Source organism: Paenibacillus sp. A3, assembly GCF_001399685.1.
In the GTDB taxonomy this organism is placed as follows: Bacteria; Bacillota; Bacilli; order Paenibacillales; family NBRC-103111; genus Paenibacillus_G.
Window position 1 is genome coordinate 1 of the sequence record NZ_JTHN01000056.1, and the last position, 25,992, is coordinate 25,992.

Genomic DNA, 25,992 nt, shown 5'->3' on the forward strand with positions numbered 1-25,992 from the left:
GCCAAAATTTGCGCAGCTTCTCCACCGATATGAACCTCGCCGACCAGATTACCAAAGTGACGGTGCGCGGTTGGGATGACAAGCAGCAGAAGCCGATCGTCGCTTCGGCTACGGAGATCACCAAGCTTGGCTCCGGCTCCAAGACGGGCAAAGATTTGTTAAAAACGCATGGTGAGTTCGAGGAAAATATCGGTGCGAACGTCGATTCCGCGGAAGAGGCGAAAGCGAAGGCGGAGGCGGTTATGAACGAACGGGCCATGAAGCTGGTTTCCGGACATGGCGAATGCATCGGCCTGCCTGAAATTTGCGCGGGCCGGTATATTAAGCTGGAGGGATTGGGGCGAGTTCTCAACCAGCCTTACTATATTACGTCCTCCACGCACCGGATTGACGCCTCCGGTTATACGACTACTTTTAAAGTTCAAGGAAATGCGGTGGGCTGACATGAACGAGTTTCCTTTCCCATTAAACCCGAACGATGCGCTGGAATCGCTGACGCCAAAAATCAACGGCGTGATGGTGGCTGTCGTGACGGACAACAAGGACCCGGAAAACCTGGCCCGGGTCAAGCTGAAGCTCCCGCTCCGCGAAGGGGAGACGGAAACCGATTGGACCCGGATTGCCACGCTGATGGCCGGGAAAGACCGCGGGACGCTGTTCATTCCCGAGGTGGGGGACGAGGTGCTGGTCGCCTTTCATCTCGGAGAGGCCCGGCAGCCCTATGTGATCGGCACGCTGTGGAATAAGAAGGACCCTTCTCCCGAAGGGAAGAACGACAAGAACGACGTGCGCAAATTCAAGTCTCGGTCGGGCCATGAGCTGATTTTTGACGACAACGACGCGGAGGGCAAAATCACGGTCAAGACCCAAAAAGGCCAGATCGTCGAGCTTTTGGATAAGGAGAGCTCGGTCAAAATCGCCGATTCCAGCGGAAGTCATTCCATTGTCATTCAAGGCGGGTCCGCGAATGAAATCAAAATCACGTCGAGCACTTCGGTCATCACCATGAATGCCAAGGGCGATATCCAGATCGAGAGCAGTAAGCAAATTACCGTCAAATCGACCCAGGTCAACATCGAGGCTTCCGCGAGTCTGGCGCTGAAAGGCAGCGCCTCCGTCGATATCAAATCGGACGGGGTCGTCAATATTAAGGGCAGCCTGGTCAAAATCAACTAAATCGGCCGAGGGAGGCGTACGGGTGAAGTCGTTTTTGGGCAGAGGATGGAAATTCCCCGTCGAAGTGGACGAGGTGACCGGCCGCATCAAAATGTCCGAATATGAAGAGGACATCGAGGAAGCGATCCGCATTATTGTATGGACCGGCAAAGGGGAGCGCGTGATGAGGCCGGATTTCGGCTGCGGCGTGGAGCGCTTCCTGTTCGGCTCGACGGACGAGACGACGATGCATCTGCTGGAGTCGGACATCGAGGAAGCGATCCGCATCTGGGAGCCTCGGGTGCACGAAGTCGAGGTCCGGGCGGAGCCGGATACGGACGATCCAGGCAAAGTGATGATCCGCATCCGGTACGAGGTCCGATCGACGAACAACTTATTTAATCAGGTGTATCCGTTCTATATTCATGAAGGTACGAAATGAGCGGCCGAATAGGCTTGGAAAGGAGGCGGTTCACGGATGCGGGTTCCTCCGATCGACGCCCGGGATGTCCCGGCGCTGATTCGACAAATGCAGGAAATGACGCCCTTCTATACGCCCGAATGGAGATTCACGCCGGAGGACCCCGATCCGGGAACGGCGTTGTTTCTGCTGTTCGCGCGGATGCTGGGAGACAATATCTCCAGGCTCAATCAAGTACCGCATAAAAATTTCGTCGCTTTCCTTAATATGCTGGATGTGTCCCAGCAGTCCTCCCTTCCAGCCAAAAGCTACCTGACCTTTTATTTAAGCGAGGGAGCGCAGGAGACCGTTCCGGTGCCCAAAGGGACGAAGGTGGCCGGAACGCCCCCGGAAGGTGGAGAACCGGTCATCTTCGAGACGGCGCATTCCGTCATGGTTACTCCTTCCCGGCTTACGGACATGTACAATGTCAGCGTCCGCCACGACCGGATCGTCCGGCTTGACGCTCCCTCGGGAGAGGAGCGGCCTACGGCGCTGTTCCGGTTCGGGGCGGAGGGCGACGTGCAGGAGCACAGCCTGCTTCTGAAGCACGACCATTTGTTCAGGCTGAAGCACGAAGCGAGAATCGAGCTGGAGCTGACGCATTCGCTGAAGCGGTTCAAGGAGGCAGCTTTATCGGAACGTTTGGCGGACAGCGGGGCGGTGACGTGGAGCTACTTCTCGGGCGGGGCCTGGGTTCCGTTCGACGAGGTGGAAAGCCGGGGAAACCGGTTGATTTTGACCAAACGCACGCTTGCCCCGTGGGAAGAAACGGAGCTGGAGGAAGGCGCCGGAAGATGGCTGCGGTGCAAGGTTCGTTCGCTCGGCGGAGCTGCAGGCACTCCGGACTTGGCGGAGCTGGAGCTGGACGGACTGCGCATCAAGGCGGATTATGCGGACCTGCACGGCGACGATGGAATCGAGCCGGAGCGGATGTATTTCGGCGATATCCAAATCGATTCGGGCGGTGGCTATCCGTTCGGCGATCTGTTCGCGCCGTTCGGGACATTTTATGCCGCATGCGCGGAACCGCTCAGCAAGCGGGGCGGCAAAATAACGGTCAGCTTCCGTTTATCGCGCAGAGAGCATCGGCTGATCCCGGAGAAGCCGCCGCACATTGACTGGAAGCCGATTATGAAGAAAAAAGATGTGGACAAGGTCGATATCCCCGATCGAGTTTCGATTACCCGAGTCGTATGGGAATATTGGAACGGTTTGGCTTGGGTGAGGCTGCCCGTTCCGGCAGCGGCGGAAACGCTTTTTTATCACCCTGTAGAGGGTCACGCAGAGTTTGCTTTTGTATGTCCGGCCGACCTGGAGCAGACGTTCGTCAATTCGGAATGGAACTATTGGATTCGCGCGCGGATTTTGCATATCGAGCATTTGTATTCGGCCAACCCGCTCTATTTGTCGCCATGGATCGAGCAGGTCCGGCTAAAATACGCTTACGACGAGCCGCTTTACCCGCCTGAAGCGTGCTGGACCCGCAACAACGCGGAGAGCCGGGACCGCTCCGGACGAACCGGGGGCGGCGGACGTCCCTTTGCTCCTTTCCGGCTGCCGGAGGGCGGTAAGCCGGCCGTTTATTTCGGTTTTGACCGCGCCCCCGTCCGCGGACCGATCAGTCTTTATTTTTCCGTATTGATGCAAAAAGCGGCGTCCGGCGACATCCCGCTGATCGAGTGGGAATATGGGACGGGCGCAGGAAGCTGGCGTCCCTTGAAGACGACGGACGGCACGAACGGGTTTACGCAGAGCGGGACGGTTCTTTTCTATTCGCCGGCCGACTTGGCGGAGCTTCGGATGTGGGGCCGGGACCGGTATTGGATTCGCGCGGTGAACAAGGACGCAAGGTTCGATTCGGACAGCTCGCCGAGCCCGTGTCCGCTAATCCAGGGGGTTCATTTGAACACCGTTGCGGCGATCCAGCAGGAGACGGTCGAGCAGGAAGCGCCGCAAGCAGTGGCCGCTGGCGAATTCCCGGACGAGATGCCCGCCGTCGTCCTGGCCCGTACGCCGGTCATTTCGGAGGAGGTGTGGGTGGACGAAACCGGGCATTTGGCGAAGGAAGAGCTGGCTGATCTGGAGCTCGACGAAGGACGGGCAGACATCGTGCGCGATTCGGAAGGGCAAGTGCTGAAGTGCTGGATCCGCTACGAGCCGGTGGCGAATTTCCTCGCTTCGGGTCCGGCCGACCGGCACTACCGGATAGATCGTTCCACCGGCCGGATCTATTTCGGGGACGGGGTTCACGGGAAGCGTCTTCCGAACTCGGATATCGAACGGATCAAGGTGAGCTACAAAACCGGCGGCGGAGCGCGCGGGAATTTGGACCGGCTGGCGATCAACCAGCTGCAAACGTCCATTGCCTTCATCCAGAGCGTCGTGAACCACAAGCCCGCTTCCGGCGGCTGCGAGCCGGAAGCGCTGCAGGAGGCGCTGAAACGTGGACCGCAGTTGGTCAAGCACCGGGGGCGCGCGGTGACGGCGGAAGATTACGAATGGCTCGTGCGGGAAGCTTATCCGGGCATCGGCAAGGTGAAATGCCTGCCCGGCCGCAACGTCCGCATGGAGAAAGAAATGGGCTGCGTCACGCTGGTCGTCCTGCCGAAAACAGGCTTTCACGAAGGCCCTTCTTTTATCGAACTGAAGAAGCGGGTCGAGAGCTACCTCCGCGAGCGCGCAGCTTATCCGACCGCGTTTCCGGGCAACATTCAAGTGATCGGGCCCGCCTGGCTGGAGATCGGCGTGCAAGCCGTATTGGCTGTAAAAAGCATGGAGGAAGCGGCTGCGGCCGAAAGTCAGGTGCTGAGTAAAATCGGCCGGTTCCTGCATCCGCTGGTTGGAGGCTTGAACGGAAACGGATGGGAAATCGGCAAGCCGCTGCACCTGTCCATGTTCTACGCGCTGCTGAAATCCATCGGGTCGATTCATCATGTTGATCGTCTGACCATGACGGTAACGAAGCTGGAGGACGGAGAGCGCACGGAGCTGCTGCCGGAGAACATGTCCCTGATTCCGCACGGCATCGTCACCGAAGGCATTCATAAGCTGACTATCGAGATCGTGTAAGGGACGGGAGGGGAACAAGCATGCTCAAGCTACCGAATTTGGATGACCGCATGTACGAGCACATGGTAGAAGCGGCCCGGAAGCAAATCCCTGCGCTTTATCCGGCATGGACCGACGAGAACGCGCATGATCCGGGCATGACGATGCTCGAAATGCTGACTTGGCTCATTGAAATGCAGCAGTATTACTTAAACCGGGTCACCGAAGCCAACGAACTGAAATTTCTCAAGCTGCTTGGCGTGAAGCCCCGGGGAGCCGTTCCGGCTTCGGTTGAAGTTCAGTTCGAAGACGTTGCCGAGAAATCCAAGCTTCCCCGCGGCACCAAGCTGGCGGCGGGCGGGCTGATCTTCGAGACGGCCGAGCCGCTTCTGCTCGTTCCCGCCATCCCGGACAAGCTGATCGTGGCGACCGACTCCGGCTATTTCGACTATACCGCCTCCAACGAGGGGCGCAACGTATCGTTTCCGGCATTCGGGGCTAAAGGGGAAACGGGAAGCCGACTGTACATCGGGTTTGCCGAACCGCTGCCGACGAATCAACTGCTTACCCTGTCGATCCGGTTGTACGAGAACTACCCTATCGTTCCGGTACAAGACTTCGAAGGGGAACGCATTCCTTCGGCCAAGCTGGCGTGGCGGATGTTCGGCGACGGCGAAGAGGACCGTCCTGCGGACTGGCAGCCGGTCGTTTTGCGGCGGGACGAGACGAACCATCTGTCGCAAAGCGGCAAGCTGTTGTTCCGGCTGGAGCGGCCGATGCAGTCGAGAATCGTGGGACCGGCATCGGACCGGGAGCGGTACTGGATCTGCTGCGAGGTCGTCGAACCGGGATTCGAGCTGCCGCCCAAGATCGAACACGTGGCGTTCAATGCGGTGACCGCCTTCCAACACGACACATGGAGTCTGATGGAGGAGTTCGACTGGGACGGAAGGAGCGGACAAGGACAATCGCTGGAAATCAGTCATTATTTGGCTTTCTTCGGCACGGTGCGGATTCAAGTCCGTTCAGAGGACCAAGTGGCTTGGGAAGAATGGCGCGAGGCCGGAGATCTGCCGTTTGCGGTCCCGGGGGATAAAAGGAAAGTTTACGCTTTAAGCCGAAACGGTGAGAGCAAGACGGCCCGGATCGCTTTCGGGGAGGAGGCGGGCGGACAGGCGCCGCCGGACGGCATCGGACGGGTAAGGGTCATTTGCCATACCGGGCGATTTCGCGATCAGCGGCGCATCGGCACCGGAAACGGGCTGCCCCATCAGCGCTGCGAGCTTCCCTGCGCTTCCGTCGTCGCCGAATCGTTCCGACTCCAAGTTGGAGAAAAGGACCCCGTATCCGGGGAATGGCTGTGGTATGACTGGCAGCGAGTCGACGACTTCGACCGGTCCGGTCCTGACGACCGGCATTTCCTTCTCGATCCGCTGAACGGCATCGTTCTCTTCGGCGACAACGAGAAAGGGATGGCACCTCTGCCATCCGACGAGCCGAACATCGTTGTCATTTCCCTTCGTTCGACCGAAGGCGTGTCCGGGAATATTAACGCAGCCTTGATTCAGCGTTTCGCCGAGCCGTGGCCGGAGGTGGAGATTGTGCATCCCGTGAACCGGACGGTCGCTACGGGTGGCTGCGCTCCGGAAACGCTGGAGGAGGCCAAGCTGAGAGCACGAAGGGAGCTGCAGCAGCCCGCAACGGCCGTGACGGCGGAGGACGTGGAGCGGATCGTGCTGAATACGCCGGGCCTTCGCATAGCCAGAGCGCGGGCGCTGCCTTTATTCCGCAAAGGGCTGAAGCAGTATCCTTCGGACCGGTCGCCGGCTGCCCTTTCCGTCGTGGTGGTACCCTACAGCGAATCGCCGAAGCCGCTGCCGAGCCGCGGATTTATGGAAACGGTGAGACGGCATTTGGACAAGCGCCGGATGATTACGACGGACATTCAAATTTTGCCGCCGGAATATATTGAGATCAGCGTGCATGCCGTTATTGTGGTAGAGCCTTCGTTCAAGGACGAAGCAAGCATCGTCATCCGGGAGCTGACCCGACTGCTGCAGCCTTTCGACAACAAGGACGGAACGAGCGGCTGGGCTTTCGGACGGACCGTGTACAAGGGAGATATCTACGGCGTCATCAATCGGATTTCGGGGGTCAGCTACATTCAGGATTTATGGATTTCGGCGGAAGGCAAAGGATTTCGTAAAGATGCCGACGGCGATATTCAAATCCCGCCGTATGGGCTCGTTTATTCCGGAGAGCACGACATCGAACTAATCAGCTTGACCGAGCTGTAACAAAGGGGGGCGGCGCATGATGGGACCTTTCCGTTTCTTCTCGCTGAACAAGCCGTCGGATTGGAAACGGGGAATGACCTGTAACGTCAGCATCGATTCCGCCGGACTTGCGCTCATGCAAACGGAGCAGTACGGCATTGAAGCGAAAATTTCACTAGCGGAATGGGAAGGCGAGGGACCCGGAACGATTGCGGATATAGCTCCCGGCCGGCAGGACCGCATCTATTTGCTCGATGAGTCTGCTGCCCTGTGGCTGTACGATCCGGACAACCGCCATCTGGAACCGCTGCTTCGCGAAGGGCACGGCACCTTCACCTCCTCCGCTTACTTGGCGGCCGTAGGAGATACGGTGCTGGCCGCAGATCCCTATGCCGATACGCCGCTTATTGCCTTTCATGCCGGTAACAGCCAAGCGGTATGGAGCTACAGCGACTACCGCGGGGAAAGCTTATATCCCTTGGGCGCAACCCAGGCGGGCGGGCAGTTTCTGGTGCTTGCCATTGTAGATGGCGGCAGACTCGTCTTATTAAGGCTTGGTTCCTCAGGTCAACTGCTGGCGGAAATGGAGATCGACCCGGATCGGGCGTTCCCTGACGGAAAGGAAGCGTTACGGGGCCGGTTTCAACTGGCCGGGACGGAGGACGGGACCGTCTGGCTGCTGGATACCGGGACGGGGCGGCTGCTTCGCCTGCCGGACGGCAGCGAGCCGGAATGGTATAGCGAAGCCGTCCGTCAGCCAAGGCCTTTGGGTATCGCGCTTGACCGACGGGGCGGCTTGTTTATCGGGGACGCCTCGGGCGAAGCGGCCGGCGAAAACCGGCGTTCCTTGCTCTTGGCCGAGATGTCCGAAGAAGAATGTACCGTTTGGCCGATTGCTTCGTACCACGGGCGGTCCGACAAGCTGCTGACGAATGCGAGCGGACAGCTTTATGTCTGGAACCGCGCCGAAGAAACCGTCACTGTGCTGCAGCTATTGCCCCGCACGTATTCCTGCGGGAATGGCCGCTACGAAGGAACGTGGATCTCCTATTCCATGGACAGCACCCGCAGCGAGAACGAGTGGCACAAAGCGGTGCTGGATGCGGACGTGGAAGAGGGATTGCAGCTTCGTCTGTCCTGGTTCGCCTCCGACCGCAAAACGGTGGCGCTCGGCGGACGCATGCTCGATCTGGATCAATATATTGCCGACCCGGCCATTCCGGCCGAGGAGAAGCTGGATGCTTTGAGTCCGCTGTGGACGCATACGTTAACGAATCCAAAGGATGCGCTGCTGGTGTCGGCGAAGGGGCGGTACCTATGGCTGAAGCTGGAGTGGATCGGTAGCGAAACGGCCTCCCCGCTGCTTCGCAGGCTTCGCATTTACGATCCGCGCATGTCCTATTTATCGTATCTTCCGGCCGTGTACCAGGAGGACGAGAAGAGCCGAAGCTTTCTGGAGCGCTATTTATCGCTGTTCGCCACCTTTATGGAGGAGACGGATGAGACGATCGCCGGGATCGCGCGCTATTTCGACCCGGATGCGACGGACGGCCCTTACTTGCGGTGGCTTGCCTCGTGGCTGGGCCTTTCGCCGGATGAGCACTGGACGGAACAACAGCTGCGATTGTGGATGCGCGAAGCCCCCGACTTATACAGGTTCCGGGGGACCCGGGCGGCCATCTCGCGGATGGTGGAGATTTACACGGGCGAGGCGCCGATGATTATCGAGCATTTTCAAATCCGGCACTTGCTGGAAAATGCCGAGTTCCGCGAAACCGCGAGCCGGCTGTACAGCGACGACCCTTACACATTCTGCGTTGTGGTGAAGCCGGAGCATGCCGCTTCGGATAAACAAAAATATGTGCTGCAGCAGTTGCTGGACGCCCAGAAGCCCGCCTTCACGGAGGCCAAGCTGGTAGTGCTGCAGCCGTGGATGAATATGGATATGCATACGTATCTCGGCATCAATACGACCTTGGCCGAGCCGTCTTGGCTGAAGCTGGACCGGCGCGCCACCCTGCCTTATCATACGGTGCTGATCGATATGGAGCGCGACAACCGCATGGACATTCATACGAGACTCGGTCTCGATTCGGAGCTTGAATAACATTAAATGATGAAAGAGGAAGCGGAGCATGAAAAAGTCCAGGTTTTTTCCGTTTGAACGCAACCGGTACTTTTACGGCAAGCTGCTGACGGTCCGAGATTTCGAATCCGAGCAAAAATATTTCAACGACAAGCGGCGTCTGCTCAACCGGCTGCTGTTCGGAAGCGGCGTAGTGGCGGGCTTGCAGGTGGTCGCGGTGGACGACAAGTCGGTATCGGTGCAGTCCGGGCTCGCGCTGGACGGCCTCGGACGAGAAATTACGGTCTCCTCCCCGGTGACGCTCAAGCTCTCGATGATGGAGGGCTTCAACAATAACGATTACGCCAAAAACGTATACCTTTGCATCGCTTACGACGAGAAAGGCAAGGAGCCCGTGCATGCGGTGGCGAGCAGCTCGGCCCGCCCGGATGAGATCAGCGAATATAACCGGGTGGTGGAAGGGTACCGCTTGTTCATCCGGGAAAACGCGCCGGATCCCGCGCAATTCGAGTGGAACGAGTTTGCGCTGGCGACCGCCGTTCTGTACGATGACGGGCACGTTCGGGTGATGCAAACGGTGCCTCGGTACGTGACGGAGGGCGAGACGTTCGAAGCCCGGCTCCGGATCGAGAAGACGCTGCAAACGCCGCCGATTACATTTGAGTACGAACCGCTCGGCGGGCTTTTTCCATTGGTGGAGGGCTCGGGCTCTTCAACCGCCGGCAAAATCCGGGTCGATGTACCGTCGGACAATAAATCCGACGATTTCGTCGTCCGGTGGCCGGTAAGGGCAGCCGGGCGCGCCGGGGAAAAAGGAGACTTCGGCTCGAAGCCCGGTACGGCGGTTCTCACGATCGGCGACCGGCGTATTCAGGTGGAGGCCGCCTGCTCGCAGACGATTGAAATTGTGGCGGATGTGGAAGAGAAGCGGTGGGAAACTTATGCGTCCCGATCGATGGACGAGGCGCTGGGCTCGCCGGCGGAACCGGAGGTCGTACTGGCCAAAATCAGCCTGCTGCAGATGGGTCCGAGCTACGTCATCGATCATGTGACGCCGCTGCCGTTTAACGAGCTGATCGCGAATTCGCCTCTGCTGGGCATCCTGGCAAGGCGAACAGGCAGCAGCTTGCCGTACGGCGGCAGCGACAGGGCGGCGTTTACGGCCGGCGCCTCCGTACGGCAGCTTGGAGCGGACGAGCCGCCGCAGTTCTCCGTCGGCTACCGGGCGGACAAGGGCCATTTTGACTTCATGTTAGGGCTGCCGCAGCAGAGGTCCGCTCAAGAAGAGATCGGCAGCGGCGTCGTGGACCTTCCTCTGGCCGGGGGGATCGTCAAAAGCGGCATGATCTCGTTCGGCAAGCAGGAGCGGAGCTATTATACGGATGAGATCAGCCACGGTCTTGGGCCGGGCCAGGTGATGGTTACGGTCGGCCTGGAGATGACCGATAACGATATGATTCCGGATCTTCTGAACGTGAACGAGAGCGTATTTTACGGGGCTTCCGACGTGTTCCAGGGAAGCGATTACGATATCGGTCTGCCCAAAGTATCCGTTGGGACGGTCGTCTACCCGCGGAGAGGAACGTTTCGGATCGGATTGAAGCTGCTGTCTCCGGCCGAAGGCTCAAGCTTGCGTTTGAGATGGTGGGCGGTGCGCAGTAACAAGGACACGGCACAACAGGCGGCCGCAGCCGATTTGTCCTTCTCCGAGCGCGAAGCGGCCGCCGGGACGGACAGCAAATAAGCGTCAAACAGCGAGAAAGCGAGGAAGCTCCAATGCCCATTCGTCCGACGATTGCACGCAGAACGCCCGACCCTGCGGAGGAATCCGGTCAAGCTCGGACCCGAGCGGGAGCAGGGTCTTTGCTTCCGCCCCTGCAGGCGATGATACAGCTCCAGAGGAACCTGGGGAACCAAGCGGTCTTGCAGCTTATGGGGAAGAAAGGGGAAGAGTCTGACACGCGTAAGCCGGCAACGAAAAGGAAAAACGCAGAAGACGATACGGAACAGAAAAAAAAGAAAAAGAAAGTGATCAAGTCTAAAAAGCTGAGTGAAGAAGAACGGAAGCAGCAGCAATCGGCACTGGCCAAAAGACGTTTGGAGCAGAAGAAGGCCTATTTCAAGAAAGTCAAAGCCAAAATGAATGAAGGCTTAACCGATTCCAAATGGGAAAATTCGAACGTAAGCTTGGCCGCCGGGGAAATTCATAAGGTTCCTTTAACGTTCGCAGCTGCGGCAGAGAAAAAAGCGGGATCGGATCAAGAGCACGTCAGCGTCAACGATTTGTATAACAATAATACGGAATCCTTGGTTTCACCAAAAAGCTACGAGAACAATCGGACGGATCAAGTGCTGCGCTGGATTTCCTCCGCCTTTTATTTCAGGCTTAAAGGGAAGACCCAGGAGGTTCAAGCCGGGCTGTTCGACGATAACCGGTTCTATCTCGCTGCGAACGAGAATAAGAACAAGAAAAACTTTGTTAGGAAGAACAAGAAGGAAGAGGTGGATGAAACCGGGCTAAGCACGAAGGAATTGTTGGAGAACATTGTGCAGGAATACGAAGCAACCGAGGCTAAAAAATTTCCCAAAATGCTCCCGGAAGTGAAGGAACGAATCGTCCGGCATTTGGAAAAAATCAAAGCGCGCCTCTTGCAGGACGAACTGCCTGAGGAATACGCCCATTTGTCAGATGCCCTTGACGCCAAGCCGATCGTTGCGATGGAGACGGAGAAGCAGGGCAAGAAGAATGTGGACCTCCATGCCGAGCGGCGGATCAAGAAGTATTTGAACGATGACGACAAGTTCAGAGCGGGGCATGTGAAGGGCCTGAAGCGTCCTTGCTTAATTTGTATGATGGCCAACTACGGGGAGTACAAAGCCGGAAACGACGACTGGATGGACAAATGCCCTCATATTCCGGAGCGCAGCGGCCCGGGATGGTTGAGCGAGGCGGCAACTTACGGATACGATATCGAGGCGAACGCGGATACGGTTAACCGTCTCATCCCGAGAACGTACGCGAGCATTCCGAAGTCGGAAAAAGAAAAGATGGACGAAGACTCGGATTACGTTCCGAAGTTCTCTTACAACATTGATACCGACTCGGAATCGGATGTGGGAGAGTCCGAATCGGAGGAAGAAACGGACTCCGTCCGAATGGACGGGGAGGACGAAGACAAACGGATTTTTTTCATGGACGAAGAAGAACAAGGATTCGCGATGGAGGAAGAACAGGGCTTCTTGGAGGATGAAGACGAAATGGAGCCGGGCTTCTTGGCGGACGATGAAGAAGAGGACGAGATGCGATTCTAATGAAGGAACGCGGGCATGAACACCGACTTTGAACAAAAAAAAGCAGCCAAGCGGAGAAAGCCGGGCTAGTGCTTCGTTTTCTCCGCTTTTTGGCCGCCGGACACTTCCAGTTCCTTCAGTGTATGGGCGGGGCTGTAAAGGAAACGGTAAACATACGAATCGGCGATATAAATGATCCTCCGTTCGTCCGGCGATACGCTGAGGCTTGTTTTCGCCAGCATCGTCTGCTTCGGATCGTCCTTGACGAGCTTTCGGTAACGCTCTTCAAAGCTCGCCGCCAGAGCTTCGATCGTATCCGGTTCGGTCAGCTTCACAGCCGCAATATAGCTGGTCTGCGGGTCGGACTGCGATAATTTCACGGTAAACGCCATCCGGTAATTGCGGTAGCTCATCAGCAGCTCCGGCGTTCCGTCGGGGGTGTCGACGACGGTTGTTTCCGGCGCTTTACCAAGCAGCTCTTCGATTTTGGCCCCGGTCATCCCCAGAAAGGCGGTATAATCTGGCTGGCCCTGCCGAAAGAAACCAAGGTATGTCGGCTTTCCGTCCTTACCGAGCTGCTGTCCCAATCCGTCGTACAGTCCGCCGGCGAACCTTCCTTTATAAATCGGCTGGCCGTTTTCGGAGAAGGCCTCTCCGTTCCCGCTGTACACGCCGGCGACAAAGTCCCCGCTGTACTTCGGGTTTCCGTTTTCGTAATAAGCCTGTCCCGTCCCGCTGTACCGGCCTGCCATAAATGCTCCTTTATACTTGGCCGATCCGGTCCCGAAATACTCGGTGCCTTCTCCGGAGTATAATCCATTGGTGAATCCGCCTTCGTACAGCACCGTGCCCGATTCGGCGAGCAGCTTGCCCGTACCGTTATATTTTCCGGCTAAAAATTGTCCTTGGTACATCACGGCGCCGCCGGAATAATATTCGATGCCGTCTCCGGAGTAAAGGCCGCCGGCGAAGCCTCCTTCGTACATGACTTTGCCATGCTCGTCGAACGCCTTGCCTTTTCCCGCAGGCAGGCCAGCCTGAAACTCGCCCTGGTAGCGGATTTTGCCGTTCGGGTGGAACAGGGTGCCCGTGCCCGTATACAGTCCCTCGGCAAAGTCTCCGCGGTACAGCAGGGTGCCATCGGGAACTAACTCTTCGCCGGATGTAAGCTGCCCTTTGTCGAACTCCCCCTGCCGGTTCAGCTTTCCTTTGGGATCGTACAGCTTCCCGGGGCCTTGAAAGACGCCGTCCTTCAGCTCCCCTTCGTATTTGAACCAGCCGGCTTGATCGAATACTTTGGCTTTGCCCGTATAGGTGAGAGGGGTTCCGGTCTGCTCATGGAAGGTCGGCACGAATCCGAACATGCGGCTCACGAAGGCCGGGGGCTTGATCCAGATGAAATATACGAGCGCCAGCAGGACCAGCGCCACAATGACGATCAGCTTCTTTTGCACATAGTAATGGCCGATCGGCACGTAGCTTTGCTTGGTGACTTCCTTGGCGGTCAAAATCGTTTTGCAGGCGTCGGCGGCCTTTTTGACCGCCAGCTTCGGCAGAGCGGCCGATTGCTTCAGCGGGACGGCTATTTTCTTCTGCAATGGGGCGATAAACGGCTTGATCATCGATTCAATCACTACTTGTCGCTCCTTCTACGGCACTTGAATGGTCACTTGGCCGGGAACTGCAATTTCGATCAATCCGCCCCAGGAACAGACGAGCTTCGAGCTGTTGTTCAAGGCGGGCATATTGCCGATAAGAACGGTCGGAGAGCCTGGCGCCCATGGTGCGACGGTTACGGGAACGCAAGGCATGGGGGTCATAACGCCGAATTTGGCCGCCGTTGCCGCAGCGACCTGCGGATTGGCCATAGAGCTGCACATCCCGAAAGGTGGCACGTTGACCACCGGCTTGTTGTCCATAATATTGGCGATCGGCATGGAGGTTGTGACCCGGTTCGCCGGCAATACCTGGAGGGAAGCCGGAGCGTTGCCGAAGCTGCACCGGATCGTCGCCCCTCCGCATACAAGTTGTCCCATCTTGCCGCACTCCTTTTTATTTTGTCAAGTCGCGTGCTTTGCTTTGTTACCTTCATACTACTACACTCGCCTGAAGCAGGCAACGAAAGTTCGACATTTTTAGAACAAAATGGATGTACTGGATTGGAAATTCATAGTGGTATGGAAGCGTTGGAAAAAGGAGTGGCGAATCGTGTCGCATACGGATAGGCGGGAGTGGGTTCTTTGAGAAAGCTGCAAAAAGCAGCCGTCGCGCTTGTGGCGGCGGCGGTGATCGTACAAGGCCTGATGCCTGCTGGTGCGCTGGCGGAAGAGCGGCGAATCACGCTGGAGGAAGCGTTAAAGCTGGGAGCGGCGGAGTCGGGGGAGCTCGCGCAATCCCGCCTTCAGATTCAAGCCAAGACGATAGAGCTGACGCAAGCGCAGGGCGCCGTAACGAATCAGCGCGAAAAAGACAGCAGCTTGCTTGCGAAGCCGCATAGCTTATCCCAGGATTTGGGCATTGGCCTCAAGTTTCCGGAAGCACGCAAGCTGCTGGGTGAAGCCAAACGGGAGCTGGCGAGCAAGGAGCTGCAGCTGCGCTCGGAGGTGGAAAAGCTTTATCTCACGATGCTTCAGGCGGCGGATAACGCAGCGCTGCTGGAGCAAAAATGGGTGCAGACCCAAAAACGGCTGATAACGCTGGAGACAAAGCTGAAGTTCGGAGCTGCCGGACAAGAAGAGGCGGATAAGCAGAAGGACGCCGTGGATCGCGCGCAATCCGAGCTGAAAGTGGCCCGTCTGGCGCTCAAATCGGCCAAGCTGCAGCTCGGGGAGAAGCTGGGCATCGATCCGGAATCGACGTTCACCGTGGAGGCGAAGCCCGATTACGTCGTGCTCACGCAGGAGCAGATGTGGAAGTTTGTCGCTTATGCGGAGAAGCATGATTTCGAGCTGTATAAAGATACGGAAACCCGGAAAATGGCCGAAGAAAAAGTCCACCTGACGCGCAAGCTGTACTCCGCCAAATTCGGGGAGAAGGACATGCGGCTGATCGAAGCGATGTACTCTACCCCCGCGATGGATTACGAGCTGTTCATGGCGAACTACGACAGCCTGCTTGGCGACATCAAGCGGAAGTGGGAGGGGATTTTCTTGATCCCGGTTCCTATTGTTCCGATCATTGTGCCGGTGCCGAAAGTCGTGCTGCAAGGGGAATATGACGGGCTGCGTTATTTCGACGACGCGCCGTATTCGCTTCCGGTGTCGATGCTGGAGGCGGACAAAGCCCGGTTGAAAGAACAGGACACCCGCAAAAAGCTGATCAACAAAGTGAAAAAGTCGTACCTCGACGCCAAGACGGCCGAAGAAGCTTATGCACAGGCGTTAAAGCTGGTTGATACGCGAAAAACCGAGCTGGAAGCGGCAAGCAAAAAGCACGCTGTCGGCTGGATCAAGGATGACGAATTCGAGAAAGCGAGCCAGGCTTCGGAAGAAGCGCAGAAGGGGGCGATAGCCGGGTATTACGCTTACAAGAGCGCCTTGTCGGCGCTGAACGTCGTCTCCGCAGGCGCGCTCGATTCGTCCTGGAAGCCGGGAACGCTTCCTTATCTGGCTATTGACGACGGCCTGGAGCCGATCGGGGAGCAGCCGTCCGAACCGGGCGGAGGACGCACCTTTAGCGGAAAATGGGCCGTGAAAGACGCGGTCGAAGGCGTCACCGGCGAGCTGACCGTCCAAGTGCCGAAGGAGCTGGGCGCAACCGCCTTTGCGCTGTTCACCAAGGATGGCAGGCTCATTGGGGGCAAAGTTCCTCTGGACGGGAAGCTGGTGCATTTGAATGTCGTCTTTGCCGATATGAGCGGGTTAAAGGTGCAGTTCTACAAAGATGCCGAGGCGATCGCGGAAGCCGTTCCGGACGGATACGGATCTTCGGGGGCGCTGCCGGTCACGCTTAAAGGAAAAGGGGAGTAGCCATGCGCGGTCCAAACGGCACAAAATGGCTTGCCGCCGCGTTAGCGCTTGCGGTCGCGTTGACCGGAGGGGCTTTGCCGGCAAACGCCAAGCTGCCGGCGGAAGCGGCGGACAAGCCGGGGTATTTGATCGTCGGAACGTATCTCATCCATAGGGATGCGCTGACGAAGCAAAATTTCGCTGCCGCGAAGACGTCGATGAAGGCGTCCGGACAGGGGACGTATTACAAGTCGGAGTTTGCGGACGGGGCCTGGTTCGACTTGTCCCGCAGCGCGGATTTCCGGGATATCGCCGACCCGAAGGGGAAGAAGGCGGTATCGACTGCCCAGATCGATCAGCTCAAGCTGGAAATCTGGATCGACGGTCAAGGCCAAATGCACAGCCTGCTGCCGGCAGACGAGCTCGCCAAGCAGATCGAACAGTTGAAGAAGGAGGCGGACAAGCTGCAGAAGGACAGCCAGACCGCCGTTCAGGACAACAAGCCGAACGCCGCGACGCAGCAGGCGCTGGAGCAGAACCGTCTCGAAGCGGGCGCAGCTTTTCTTGAGGCGCTGGCCGGCGGAAAACAGGAGGAAGCGAATAAGCTGCTCGGGCGGATGGGCGATCCTCTGGAGGCGCTGGCGGATCTGCAGACGAAAGCCAGCTCGTTGGGGGAAGCGCTCGGCGAGGGGTGGAAGAAGCTGGAAGCGCAGCTGAAGCAGGCGGAGGCGGCAGGCGACACGAAGCTTGCGGAGGAGCTGCAAGCGAAGCTTAGGGCTTCGACGGCCGCCGCAGGTTCCCTTGGGCAGCCCAAGGATGCTGCGGCCGCCGCCGTCGCGCTTGAAGCGCTTAAGGCGAAGCAGGCGGAGCTGGAGCAGCTGGCCGGAGCGGCCGGGAAGTCCGGCAATGCGCAGCTGGCCGAGGAGCTTCAGGCGCAGGCGGCAGCCAATCAAGCCGCCCTGGATGCGCAGAAACAGCAGGTTAAAGCGCTGCTGACAGCGGAGCTGACCACGCAGGCCGATGCGCTGGCGAAGCAGTTGGCTGAGGCGTCGGCCGCTAGAGATGCCGCGACGGAAACGAAGCTGCTGGCGCAGTGGGCCGGGGTGGAGGCGCAGCGGAAAGCGATCGACAGCGGACTGGCGGAGAAGCGGGAGTCGCTGGAAGAAGCGATGGCGAAGCTGGAAGCCGCGGCGAGCGACCAGAGCGGGCCAGCACAGCAGGAGCTGGAAGCGGCGCTGACGAAGCTGCGGAAGCAGTGGACCGGCGCGAAGAAAGCGGAGCTGTTTCTTCAATCGAATCTCGTCGAGTCCGTCACAGGAGAAGCGGCGGCTAGGGTCGCTTCGGAGCTGATCACCGAGCTGAAGGCGCTGGAGAAAAGACTGTATTCTGCGGACGAATACAAGGCGCTGGAGCAACTGGCGGATCAGATCAGCACGACGTCGGCCGGCCAAGTCGTTCCTGCCGGTGGAAAACCTGTTGACGGATACGGTGTCCCTGAAGTTCGAGATGCCGCCCGTACGGATCGGCGGGGCCGCCTATATCCACATCCGTCCCGTATCCGAGGCGTTCGGCGCGCTCGTGCTCTGGAACGACGAAGACCGGACGGTCACGATCAGTAAAGCCGGAGCGGTTCTGTTCTGCCGTGTGGACCGGCCGGAAGCTTATCTTAACGGAACGCCCGTCACGCTTGACTCCCCTCCCAGGCTCGTCGAAGGAAGAACGATGGTTCCTCTGCGATTTGTGGCCGAAGGTCTGGGGCGTGGCGTGACTTGGCATGAGCCGTCTGCGACCATTCGGATCGACGGCTTCGACGAATAGGGGAGAAACCATAGCGGATGAACAAGAAAATATTCCTTTTACTGCTTGCCGCAGCCATTGTATTGACGGGCTGGGGGCTGTACCGCACAGCGGAGCAAGGCGTCGCTCTTCTTCCTTGGAACCGCTCCCTGGCGTTTGAAGGCATATACAAAGTGACCGCGGATTCGGCGGACCGCTTGTATTTCATCGGGAAGTCCAAGCGCACGATTATTAAGGCGGATAAGGACGGCAGCATTTTGTACACCCACTCGGTAAGCAAGAATGTATCGGGCGGAATGAATCAATATAACGGCTTGGCGGCCGACAACGAAGGCAGCGTCTATGTGCTGAATACGCGGCTCGATCCGTACGGCCTGTACGTGACCGGGGAGAACATCGTCAAAATCAGTGCGGACGGAAGCAGCGTTCGCACATTGGCCGAATACCGCTACGACACCCCTTCCGAATCGATGCTCCGCGTCGGGAAAATCCGATCGCTGACGGTGCAGGACAACCGCCTGTACTACTACATCCTGGAAGGCAACTCCGTCATTCTGCATGCGCTGCCTCTGAACGGCGGCACCGGCGAGGAAGTGTTCCGCACGACGCTGCCGGCCGGCGAATTACCGGCCGATGCGGCGGGCATAAGCCCGGAGGGCCGATTTTTCTCTACGAAAAAAGACCGGATATTTCAAGTTCTCCCGACAGGAGAATCCCGCCTGGTGTATCCGCTGCCGGGAATGGACAGAACTGCCCGCGACATTGCCTTGTCCTTGCGGGGCGATGCGCAGCACCGTCTTGTGTTTATCAACGAGCGGTTGAACGATATCAGCCGGCTCGATCCGCAGGAGCCGTACGTTGTCGAATCGCTGCTGAATCAGACACTTTTTGACAAAGCCGGTCATGGCAAGCTGGGAACGCTGCTGCACGTTTATGCATCGCCTAACGGGGGCATTTTTGCCGTGACCGAGAACCAGTTCGTGAAGAGGGACCGGGACGGGACGATTGCGCAGTCTTTTTCATCCTTTGCCTATACGGCGAGAGATACGGCCCTGGGGTACTTATTCTGGTTTCTGGCGTTGGTGGAGCTGGCGCTGGTCATTTGGCTGCACCGGTTCGTTTATGTTCATATGCTGGACCGGAAGGTGCCGCTGATGCTCAAGTTCCTGATCGCCTTTGTGCCGATTGTCGTCGCTTCCATGCTGTGGCTGTCGGAGGTAGTTTATCAGAGAGTGTCGGAGAAGCTGGAGCATGAGGTGGAGAATAACTTTCTGCTGGTTGCCGCCGGAAGCAATTATTTCGTCAAGGGAGACGAATTGGAGAAGCTGAACTCTCCGCTGGATTATATGAACGGCGATTACCGTACGATTCATGACAGTTTATCGGCCCTGTACGGTTCCTTGGGCGGCCAACGCGAAGGGCAGTATACGACCTTATACAAGCTGGAGAATGGGGAGCTGTTTGTCGTCATGGATGATGACAGCAGCGTGCCGATGTTCCGGCCGATAGAGCTGACACAGGATCTCCGGCAGGTCATCGAGACGGGGAAGGTGGTTACCGGCTCGACGGACAACTCCAGAGGGTATTGGATTTTTGCGCTCAGTCCGGTGTATAACTCTTCCGGGAAGATGGTCGGGATTTATGAAACGGGCAAGGACGCGAATGGCCTCAAGGAGCATAATCAGGATTTAAAGCTGGTCATTATCCGCAATATGGGGCTGATCACGCTCGTTATTTTGCTCTTATTTAGCGCGATTGCTTTGTCGATCTCGATCTCCATCCGCCGCTTGCGCGCCAGCGTCAACGAAATTGCGGGCGGGAAATGGGAGGCGGCTGTCGATATCCGTTCGCGGGACGAGCTTGCGGACCTGGGGGACCGCTTCAACATGATGGCGCTCCATATCCGGAACTACATCGCTGAAATCACCAGCTTCAGCGAGGCTTACTACCGTTTCGTCCCGCAGCAGTTTTTGAAATTTATCGGCAAAGACAGCATTGTGGACGTGCATCTGGGCGATCAGGTGCAGCGGGAAATGTGCATTCTCGTTTCGAATATGAGGGAGTTTTACCGGTTTTCACGCGATCTGACGCCGGAGCAAAATTTCAACCTCATTAACGCCTATCTACAAAGATTCGGTCCGGTCATCCGCCATCAGGAGGGCTTTGTCAGCAAATATTTGGGCGCGGGCTTTCTGGCGTTGTTTCCGTCGCAGGCCGATCGGGCCTTGAAAGCGGCGACGGAGATGAGGAAGGCGCTCGAACAATATAACGATGAGCGGGCAAGTGCCGGCAGAGCGCCAATCCAAATGGGAATCGCCATTCATCATGGTCCTGTTATGCTTGGGGTCATCGGGGAGGAGAAGCGGATGGAGGGAGGGGTCATTTCCGAGCATGTGAACCGGACCGAGCAGTTGGAAGCCTTAACCGACAAGCTCGGGGTGTCCGTTCTGATCACGGAAGCGTTTTACAAGCAGCTTGCGAATCCCGCTGGTTTTTCCATCCGGTCGCTCGGGCGGGTGCTTCCGTACGGCGAGGATCGCGCGGTCCGGCTCTACGATGTTTATGAGGGGGACCGGGCCGAGGTGCGGAAGTTGAAGGAGGAGACCCGGGCCGCCTTTGAAGCGGCCGTCGAATGGTATCAGAACGGGCGATTTTACGATGCCCGCGAGGCGTTCCTGCAGATCATCAGGCGCAATCGCTGGGATCAAGCGGCCCGGCTTTATTTTTACCTGTGCGACGACTACTTCCAGAACGGAGCGCCTGCCGATTGGGAAGGCACGCTGACTCTGAGTTGATCGCAAGTGGAAGGCTTCGATTTACATTTTGGGACGTCTGCATTGCAGGAGTACACGCTAAGAGACGGCGGGCATAAAAGCCTAGCCGTTTCTTTTTTTGGTTACATTGACAATGGAAAATGGTCAATCTAGACTTCTTTTATTGGACCACTTATCGAAAACGAACCTTCCGGCTTGAAAGGATGATATCCGAAATGCACTTTCACATCGCCTACCACGCTTATCTTGAGCGTTATCCGACGAAGCTTTTGGCGCTTTACCATGCGCTGCACGACGGGGTAACCGGAGGCGTTCTCGCCTACGGGCTGCGGCTTCCGTCGACCCGGGAGCTGGCCGGGCTGTACGGGCTCTCGCGCGGCACGGTCAATCAGGTGTACGAGATGCTGGCCTCCGAAGGCTATCTCCAGTGCAGGACCGGTAGCGGCACCTACGTCGCTTTCCGCAAGGAGGAGCAGGGCGGTGCGGGGGCGGCCCGTCCGGAAGCGTCATACCGCTTGTCGGCTTGGGGGGAGCGGCTTGAATCGGCTTCGCCCCGCGGCCGCATGGTGCCGCGGCTGGCCGTCGATTTCGACTGCTTCGCCCCGGACCTTGACGCTTTTCCCCGCGAGGCGTGGAACCGCTGCCTGTACGCCGCGGTGCGCGAGCTGACCGCCGCCGGCGCGGGCCGCGGGGAATGCCCGCCGCAAGGCTACGGGCCGCTGCGCGAAGGCATCGCCCACTATCTGCGCCGTGCCCGCGGCATCGCCGTAGAGGCCGAGCATATCGCCGTCACGGGCGGCTCGATGCAGGCGCTTGCGCTGCTCGCGCAGCTGCTGGTCGAACCGGGCGAGCCGGCTGTCGCCGAGACGCCGGGCTACGCGGGCATCCGCCGGGCCATCCGGGCCGCCGGGGGACGGTGCATCGACGCGGAGGTCGATGCACAGGGCATCGTGCCCGCGGACTGGAAGGCGCGGGCGCTGTTCGTGACGCCGACGCGCCAGTTTCCGACGGGGGCGGTGCTGAGCCTGGAGCGGCGGCAGGCGCTGCTGCGGTGGGCGTACGAGTGCGAAGCCATCATCGTCGAAGACGATTACGACAGCGAGTTCCGCCACCGCGGCAAAAGCCTGGAGCCGCTCAAGACGCTCGACCGCGAGGAGCGCGTCGTCTACGTCGGCAGCTTCACGAAGACGCTGCTTCCCGACGTCCGCATCGGCTATGCGGTGCTGCCGCCTTCGCTCGTGCAGCCGTTCGTCCGCGCCCAGGCGCTGTACGAGCCGCACCCGGCCAACCTGCTGGAGCAAAAGGCGCTGGCCGCTTTTATGGCTTCCGGGGAGTACGAGCGGCATCTGCGGCGGATGAAGCGGATCTACAGCCGCAAGTTTGCCTTGTTCATGCAAATGCTCACAAGCGAATTGTCGGACCGGTTCCGGTTTGTCGAAAGCGACGCGGGACTTCATATTTTCGGCTGGTGGCTGGGGGCGGAAAGTGAATACTTGGATTACCGCGCCGCCTGCGAGGCCCGCGGCGTCCGTTGGTCGGAAGCTCGGGTCGAGACGGAAGCGGGGGTAAAATACGGAGCGTATTTCAATTTTCCGCATTTGTCCGAAGAGCAGCTCAGGCAGGGCGTGGAACGGATGAGTCTCAAGACCTTATAATTAACAGAATCTTCATATAACTCTATATAATCCCTTAACAAAACAGAAGTTCCCGAGCAAACGATCGAGCCAAAACCCGAGCCTTGGGCGGCTCCTTCGCCGGGCTACAAATGGTGGGATCCGGGCACGTTTGTCAGCGGCTCCTACGGCAAGTAAGCTATGTAAAAGCGGTTGAGCATAAATTTTGCTCAACCGCTTTTTTGCTATTCTAAATGTTTCAATTCAGACAGCCACAACAAGCGAAGCGGCCGCATCCCTGAAAGAAGCAGCCGCTCGTTTGACGAAGCTCTAATGTAAGGTGAAGTTAAAGCTGTAAGGATTCGCTGAACTATCACCGTAAGGGGCATAGATCTTGAAATAAATGTTCTCCAGGTTGAACGTTGCTAGTGTAAAATCCGTCAGTTTTACCCGGGCCGTTATCATTTGCGTACAATGTCAATCCGTTTGGTGGTAAGCCGGGTGATGTCATAGCAGCCGTTACTTGTTCAAATTGCAGCGACGTAGACGGAACCGCCATAAGCATCAAACGATGAACAGGCCGTTTCGGAATTCGATTCCAAAACGGCCTTTTCCTATTGCACGTATTACTCAGCTTCTTGCGCCCATTGCTTCAGCGTACGATCGCTCGGCAGGAAGAACGTCAGCAGGCCGATGAGCGGCAGGAAGCTGACCAACTGCATGACGAACGGCAGATGGAAGGTGTCGATCAAGCTGCCGAGACCTACCGCGCCGAGCGCCCCGAGTCCGAAGGCGAGGCCCGTGATCAGACCGGACACGGTGCCGACCTTGCCGGGCATCAGCTCCTGTGCATAGACGACGGTGACGGAGAAGCTCGACAGGATGATGAAGCCGTTCACCAGCAGAATGACATAAGTCCAGAATGCATTGGCATATGGCAGCGCCAGAGCCAGCGGGGCCGCGCCGAGCATCGCCAGAAAAATAACGTTCCGGCGTCCGATCTTGTCGGACAGCGGGCCTCCCATGAACGTGCCGAGCGCGCCTGCGGCAGCGAACAGGAAAATGTACATCTGCGCGCGCTCCAGACTGATGCCGAATTTGTCCATTAAATAGAACGGATAATAAATCGTAATGCCCGCATGGTACCAGGAACGGGCAAACACGAGAAAGATCAGCATGCTTACGGCAAACGCGATCTGCTTCTTGCGGGCCGGGCTCATGGCGCGGGAGCCGTTTTTCCGGGCCTGCGGCGGGTTGGCCGCCATATATCCCTGATACCATCGGGAGATATAAAGCTGGACGAGGACGCCCGCCCCGGCCACGGCCGTAAACCATAAGGCGCCGAGCTGCCCCAGCGGGGCGAACACGAGCGCCGTCATCACCGAAGCGAGCGATTGTCCGGAGTTGCCGCCCACTTGAAAGATCGATTGGGCCAAGCCGCGGCGGGAGCCTCCGGCCATGTAAGCGACGCGCGAGCCTTCCGGGTGAAAGATGGCGGAGCCGATGCCGATCAGCAGAACGGACAGCAGAATGAGTGCGTAATTCGGCGCAAGCGACAGCCCCAAGACACCGAGAAAGGTAAAGCACATGCCGATCGGCAGCATATACGGCATCGGCTTGCGGTCCGAATACAAACCGACAACCGGCTGCATGACCGAAGCGGTCATATTCAAGGCGAATACGATGACGCCGGACTGCATGTAGCTGAGACTCATCTTGTCTTTAAGAATCGGCAGAATCGCCGGAATCACCGCTTGTATCGTATCGTTAAACAGATGCACCAGACTGATGGCGAGCAGAATGCGAAAAACAGTCGGCTTGACGTCCATCCGCGCAGCCTGCTGAACCGCGGGTGCCGGACCGGTTTGGACTTTCATGAGAAACGACCCCTTCCGTCTGTCAGTATGCGCTAATCCCGGCGCTTAAACGTTCCGAGCGCTTCTCCGACTTTTACCTTGCTTCCGACTTCCAGAGCGATCCGGGGTGTGAACGTGCCGTTCTCCATCAGAAGGACGACGGTCGAGCCGAATTCGAAGTAAGCCAGCTCGTCGCCGCGCTCCAGCCGGTCCGGCAGCGGGACGACGTATTGGATGCTGCTGACGTTCAGCGCGCCGACCTTGACCACGGCGATTTCTCCGGCGTCGTGCTGTATGTAGGTGATGAGCCGTTCGTTGCGGCTAAGTACGCGGCGCATGTGACGGAGACCGAATTCGTTGACCGGATACACCTTGCCGGGGACATGCTCCTTCTCAAGAATGTCGCCCGTGGCGGGCGAATGAATCCGGTGGTAGTCGGTCGGGCTCAAGTAGAGCACGCAATAGTAGCCGTTCGTATAGTTGATCATCCGGGGGCTCTCATTGAGCAGCTCCTGAATGGTATAGTCCTGTCCTTTGACATTGACGATCAGTCCCTCATGAATCGGCCCGATGCCGGTAATCATGGCATCCACTGGGCTGACCAGCGTGTCCGGCGTCGCGTCGACCGGACGAAGACCGCTTTTGAGCCGGCGGGAAAAAAACTCGTTCAGCGATCCGTATTCGTGAACCGCTTTTTCCGCGTCCTGCACACGAATGCCGTACGTTTTCGCGAAGCGGGGAATCAGTCCGCGGCTGGCACGGGATTTGGCAAAAGCTCCTGTCAGCCTCGACACCGATTTACGGGAGGAGAGCTCGGTCAGCAGCCGAAAAAACGAAATCTTCATAGGGTTATGGTTCACCTGTTCCTTTTAATATGGAAATGCGGTACAACGCTTATCTTGACATAGAACAAAAGACAAAGCAACCGCCAAACGAGTCCGAAAAAGCAAGAAAAGCTCCCGAAGGAGCCTTCCGTTCAGACGGTCAGGGCATATAAAGCTTCATCCGCAAAAACTTTCGTTGTGGGGCGGTCACGATTGCTCGAAGCGCAGCCCGCACTTCTTGAAATCGCCGCAGGTCAGACACGTCGCCAAATTAACCAGGATCGGGGTGTTTGACCCGGAATATTTAATGCAGTAGACGGGAGTTCGGTGCAGCGGATCGGGCGAGATCATGACGCAATAAGAACAATGCTTCACCATATCGGTCGTGATCGATTCCGTGCCAAGCTGCGATCGAAGCAGTTCGTCCATAGTAAGGCTCCTTTCCTCCGTTGAAGACAGCGCTTCCATCGCTTGCATCCTGCATACGGGGGCCGCAGGCGCGCAAAGGTTCCGGGTAGTACCAAGTATCCTTTATTTTAGCAGAATCCGACAAAGAAGGCCATAGTTCGTAACCGTTTCCCAAAAAGGATTGCGATTGTTTTTCAATATAAGGTAAATTTCTCCTAGAGCTTCTCCATATTTCGACATGAATACGGTACAAAGGGGCTAAATCTGGAGTTGGTCCCGTGGATTGCCGCCGTTTTTTGTTATTGACAATTTGGTGAACCGTGGTAATATAGGTGTGTCACTAGGGGAGCCGCTTGGGCTGAGATTGGATCGATAGATCCTAGACCCTCTGAACCTGATCTGGTTGATACCAGCGTAGGGAAGTGGAGAGCGTCAGCACGCTTGCATTAAACTG

General features: G+C 57.8%; 17 protein-coding genes, 1 pseudogene and 1 riboswitch. Of the genes and pseudogenes, 13 read left to right on the plus strand and 5 right to left on the minus strand.

The features are described from left to right. The 8 genes and pseudogenes from QJ48_RS08400 to QJ48_RS08435 all read left to right on the plus strand — a co-directional run. Window positions 1-443, plus strand: a pseudogene (locus QJ48_RS08400) (hypothetical protein); the annotation flags it as partial. A gap of 1 nt (window position 444) precedes the next feature. Next, window positions 445-1,176 (plus strand): phage baseplate assembly protein V, encoded by a 732-nt coding sequence (locus QJ48_RS08405; protein ID WP_054973187.1) that lies wholly within the window; start codon window positions 445-447, stop codon window positions 1,174-1,176. 22 nt (window positions 1,177-1,198) lie between these two features. Next, on the plus strand, window positions 1,199-1,597 hold the full coding sequence (locus QJ48_RS08410; protein ID WP_054973188.1) for a GPW/gp25 family protein: 399 nt from the start codon (window positions 1,199-1,201) through the stop codon (window positions 1,595-1,597). A gap of 36 nt (window positions 1,598-1,633) precedes the next feature. Continuing rightward, window positions 1,634-4,687: a putative baseplate assembly protein gene (locus QJ48_RS08415; protein WP_054973189.1), complete on the plus strand. Its 3,054-nt coding sequence runs from the start codon at window positions 1,634-1,636 to the stop codon at window positions 4,685-4,687. 20 nt (window positions 4,688-4,707) lie between these two features. Beyond that, window positions 4,708-6,963 (plus strand): putative baseplate assembly protein, encoded by a 2,256-nt coding sequence (locus QJ48_RS08420; protein WP_054973190.1) that lies wholly within the window; start codon window positions 4,708-4,710, stop codon window positions 6,961-6,963. A gap of 16 nt (window positions 6,964-6,979) precedes the next feature. Next, a complete protein-coding gene (locus tag QJ48_RS08425) occupies window positions 6,980-9,049 on the plus strand; it encodes a phage tail protein (protein ID WP_054973191.1) in 2,070 nt (689 codons plus the stop codon). A gap of 28 nt (window positions 9,050-9,077) precedes the next feature. Beyond that, on the plus strand, window positions 9,078-10,772 hold the full coding sequence (locus tag QJ48_RS08430) for a hypothetical protein (protein WP_054973192.1): 1,695 nt from the start codon (window positions 9,078-9,080) through the stop codon (window positions 10,770-10,772). A gap of 32 nt (window positions 10,773-10,804) precedes the next feature. After that, on the plus strand, window positions 10,805-12,340 hold the full coding sequence (locus tag QJ48_RS08435) for a hypothetical protein (protein ID WP_054973193.1): 1,536 nt from the start codon (window positions 10,805-10,807) through the stop codon (window positions 12,338-12,340). Between the two features lie 65 nt (window positions 12,341-12,405). Here QJ48_RS08435 and QJ48_RS08440 read toward each other — a convergent pair whose 3' ends face one another. Together QJ48_RS08440 and QJ48_RS08445 are read right to left on the minus strand one after the other, a co-directional pair. After that, window positions 12,406-13,953: a toxin-antitoxin system YwqK family antitoxin gene (locus QJ48_RS08440; protein WP_054973194.1), complete on the minus strand. Its 1,548-nt coding sequence runs from the start codon at window positions 13,951-13,953 to the stop codon at window positions 12,406-12,408. A 15-nt stretch (window positions 13,954-13,968) separates the two neighbouring features. Beyond that, on the minus strand, window positions 13,969-14,355 hold the full coding sequence (locus QJ48_RS08445; protein ID WP_054973195.1) for a DUF4280 domain-containing protein: 387 nt from the start codon (window positions 14,353-14,355) through the stop codon (window positions 13,969-13,971). A 204-nt stretch (window positions 14,356-14,559) separates the two neighbouring features. Here QJ48_RS08445 and QJ48_RS08450 point away from each other — a divergent pair, with 204 nt between their 5' ends. From QJ48_RS08450 to QJ48_RS08470, 5 genes are all read left to right on the plus strand, one after another. Then, window positions 14,560-16,287, plus strand: a complete 1,728-nt coding sequence (locus tag QJ48_RS08450) for a TolC family protein (protein ID WP_054973196.1) — start codon at window positions 14,560-14,562, stop codon at window positions 16,285-16,287. A gap of 2 nt (window positions 16,288-16,289) precedes the next feature. Continuing rightward, complete coding sequence (locus QJ48_RS08455; protein WP_054973197.1) at window positions 16,290-17,885, plus strand: hypothetical protein; 1,596 nt, start codon at window positions 16,290-16,292, stop codon at window positions 17,883-17,885. Beyond that, window positions 17,845-18,084 carry a copper amine oxidase N-terminal domain-containing protein gene (locus tag QJ48_RS08460; RefSeq protein WP_054973198.1) on the plus strand — a complete coding sequence of 80 codons (240 nt, stop codon included), beginning with the start codon at window positions 17,845-17,847 and terminating at the stop codon, window positions 18,082-18,084. The genes QJ48_RS08455 and QJ48_RS08460 overlap by 41 nt, the downstream gene beginning before the upstream one ends. Before the next feature lie 17 nt (window positions 18,085-18,101). Further along, window positions 18,102-20,858, plus strand: coding sequence for an adenylate/guanylate cyclase domain-containing protein (locus QJ48_RS08465; protein WP_054973199.1), 2,757 nt, complete (start codon window positions 18,102-18,104; stop codon window positions 20,856-20,858). Between the two features lie 194 nt (window positions 20,859-21,052). Further along, window positions 21,053-22,492 (plus strand): PLP-dependent aminotransferase family protein, encoded by a 1,440-nt coding sequence (locus QJ48_RS08470; protein ID WP_054973200.1) that lies wholly within the window; start codon window positions 21,053-21,055, stop codon window positions 22,490-22,492. A gap of 584 nt (window positions 22,493-23,076) precedes the next feature. Here QJ48_RS08470 and QJ48_RS08475 read toward each other — a convergent pair. The 3 genes from QJ48_RS08475 to QJ48_RS08485 form a co-directional block, all read right to left on the minus strand. Next, window positions 23,077-24,327: an MFS transporter gene (locus tag QJ48_RS08475; RefSeq protein ID WP_054973201.1), complete on the minus strand. Its 1,251-nt coding sequence runs from the start codon at window positions 24,325-24,327 to the stop codon at window positions 23,077-23,079. Window positions 24,328-24,359: 32 nt separating this feature from the next. Further along, entirely contained in the window at window positions 24,360-25,151 is a 792-nt protein-coding gene (gene asd / locus QJ48_RS08480) for an archaetidylserine decarboxylase (RefSeq protein ID WP_054973202.1), read from the minus strand. A 186-nt stretch (window positions 25,152-25,337) separates the two neighbouring features. Then, window positions 25,338-25,559, minus strand: coding sequence for a hypothetical protein (locus QJ48_RS08485; RefSeq protein WP_054973203.1), 222 nt, complete (start codon window positions 25,557-25,559; stop codon window positions 25,338-25,340). Between the two features lie 311 nt (window positions 25,560-25,870). Beyond that, a riboswitch (TPP riboswitch) is annotated at window positions 25,871-25,976 on the plus strand. Window positions 25,977-25,992: the final 16 nt, after the last annotated feature.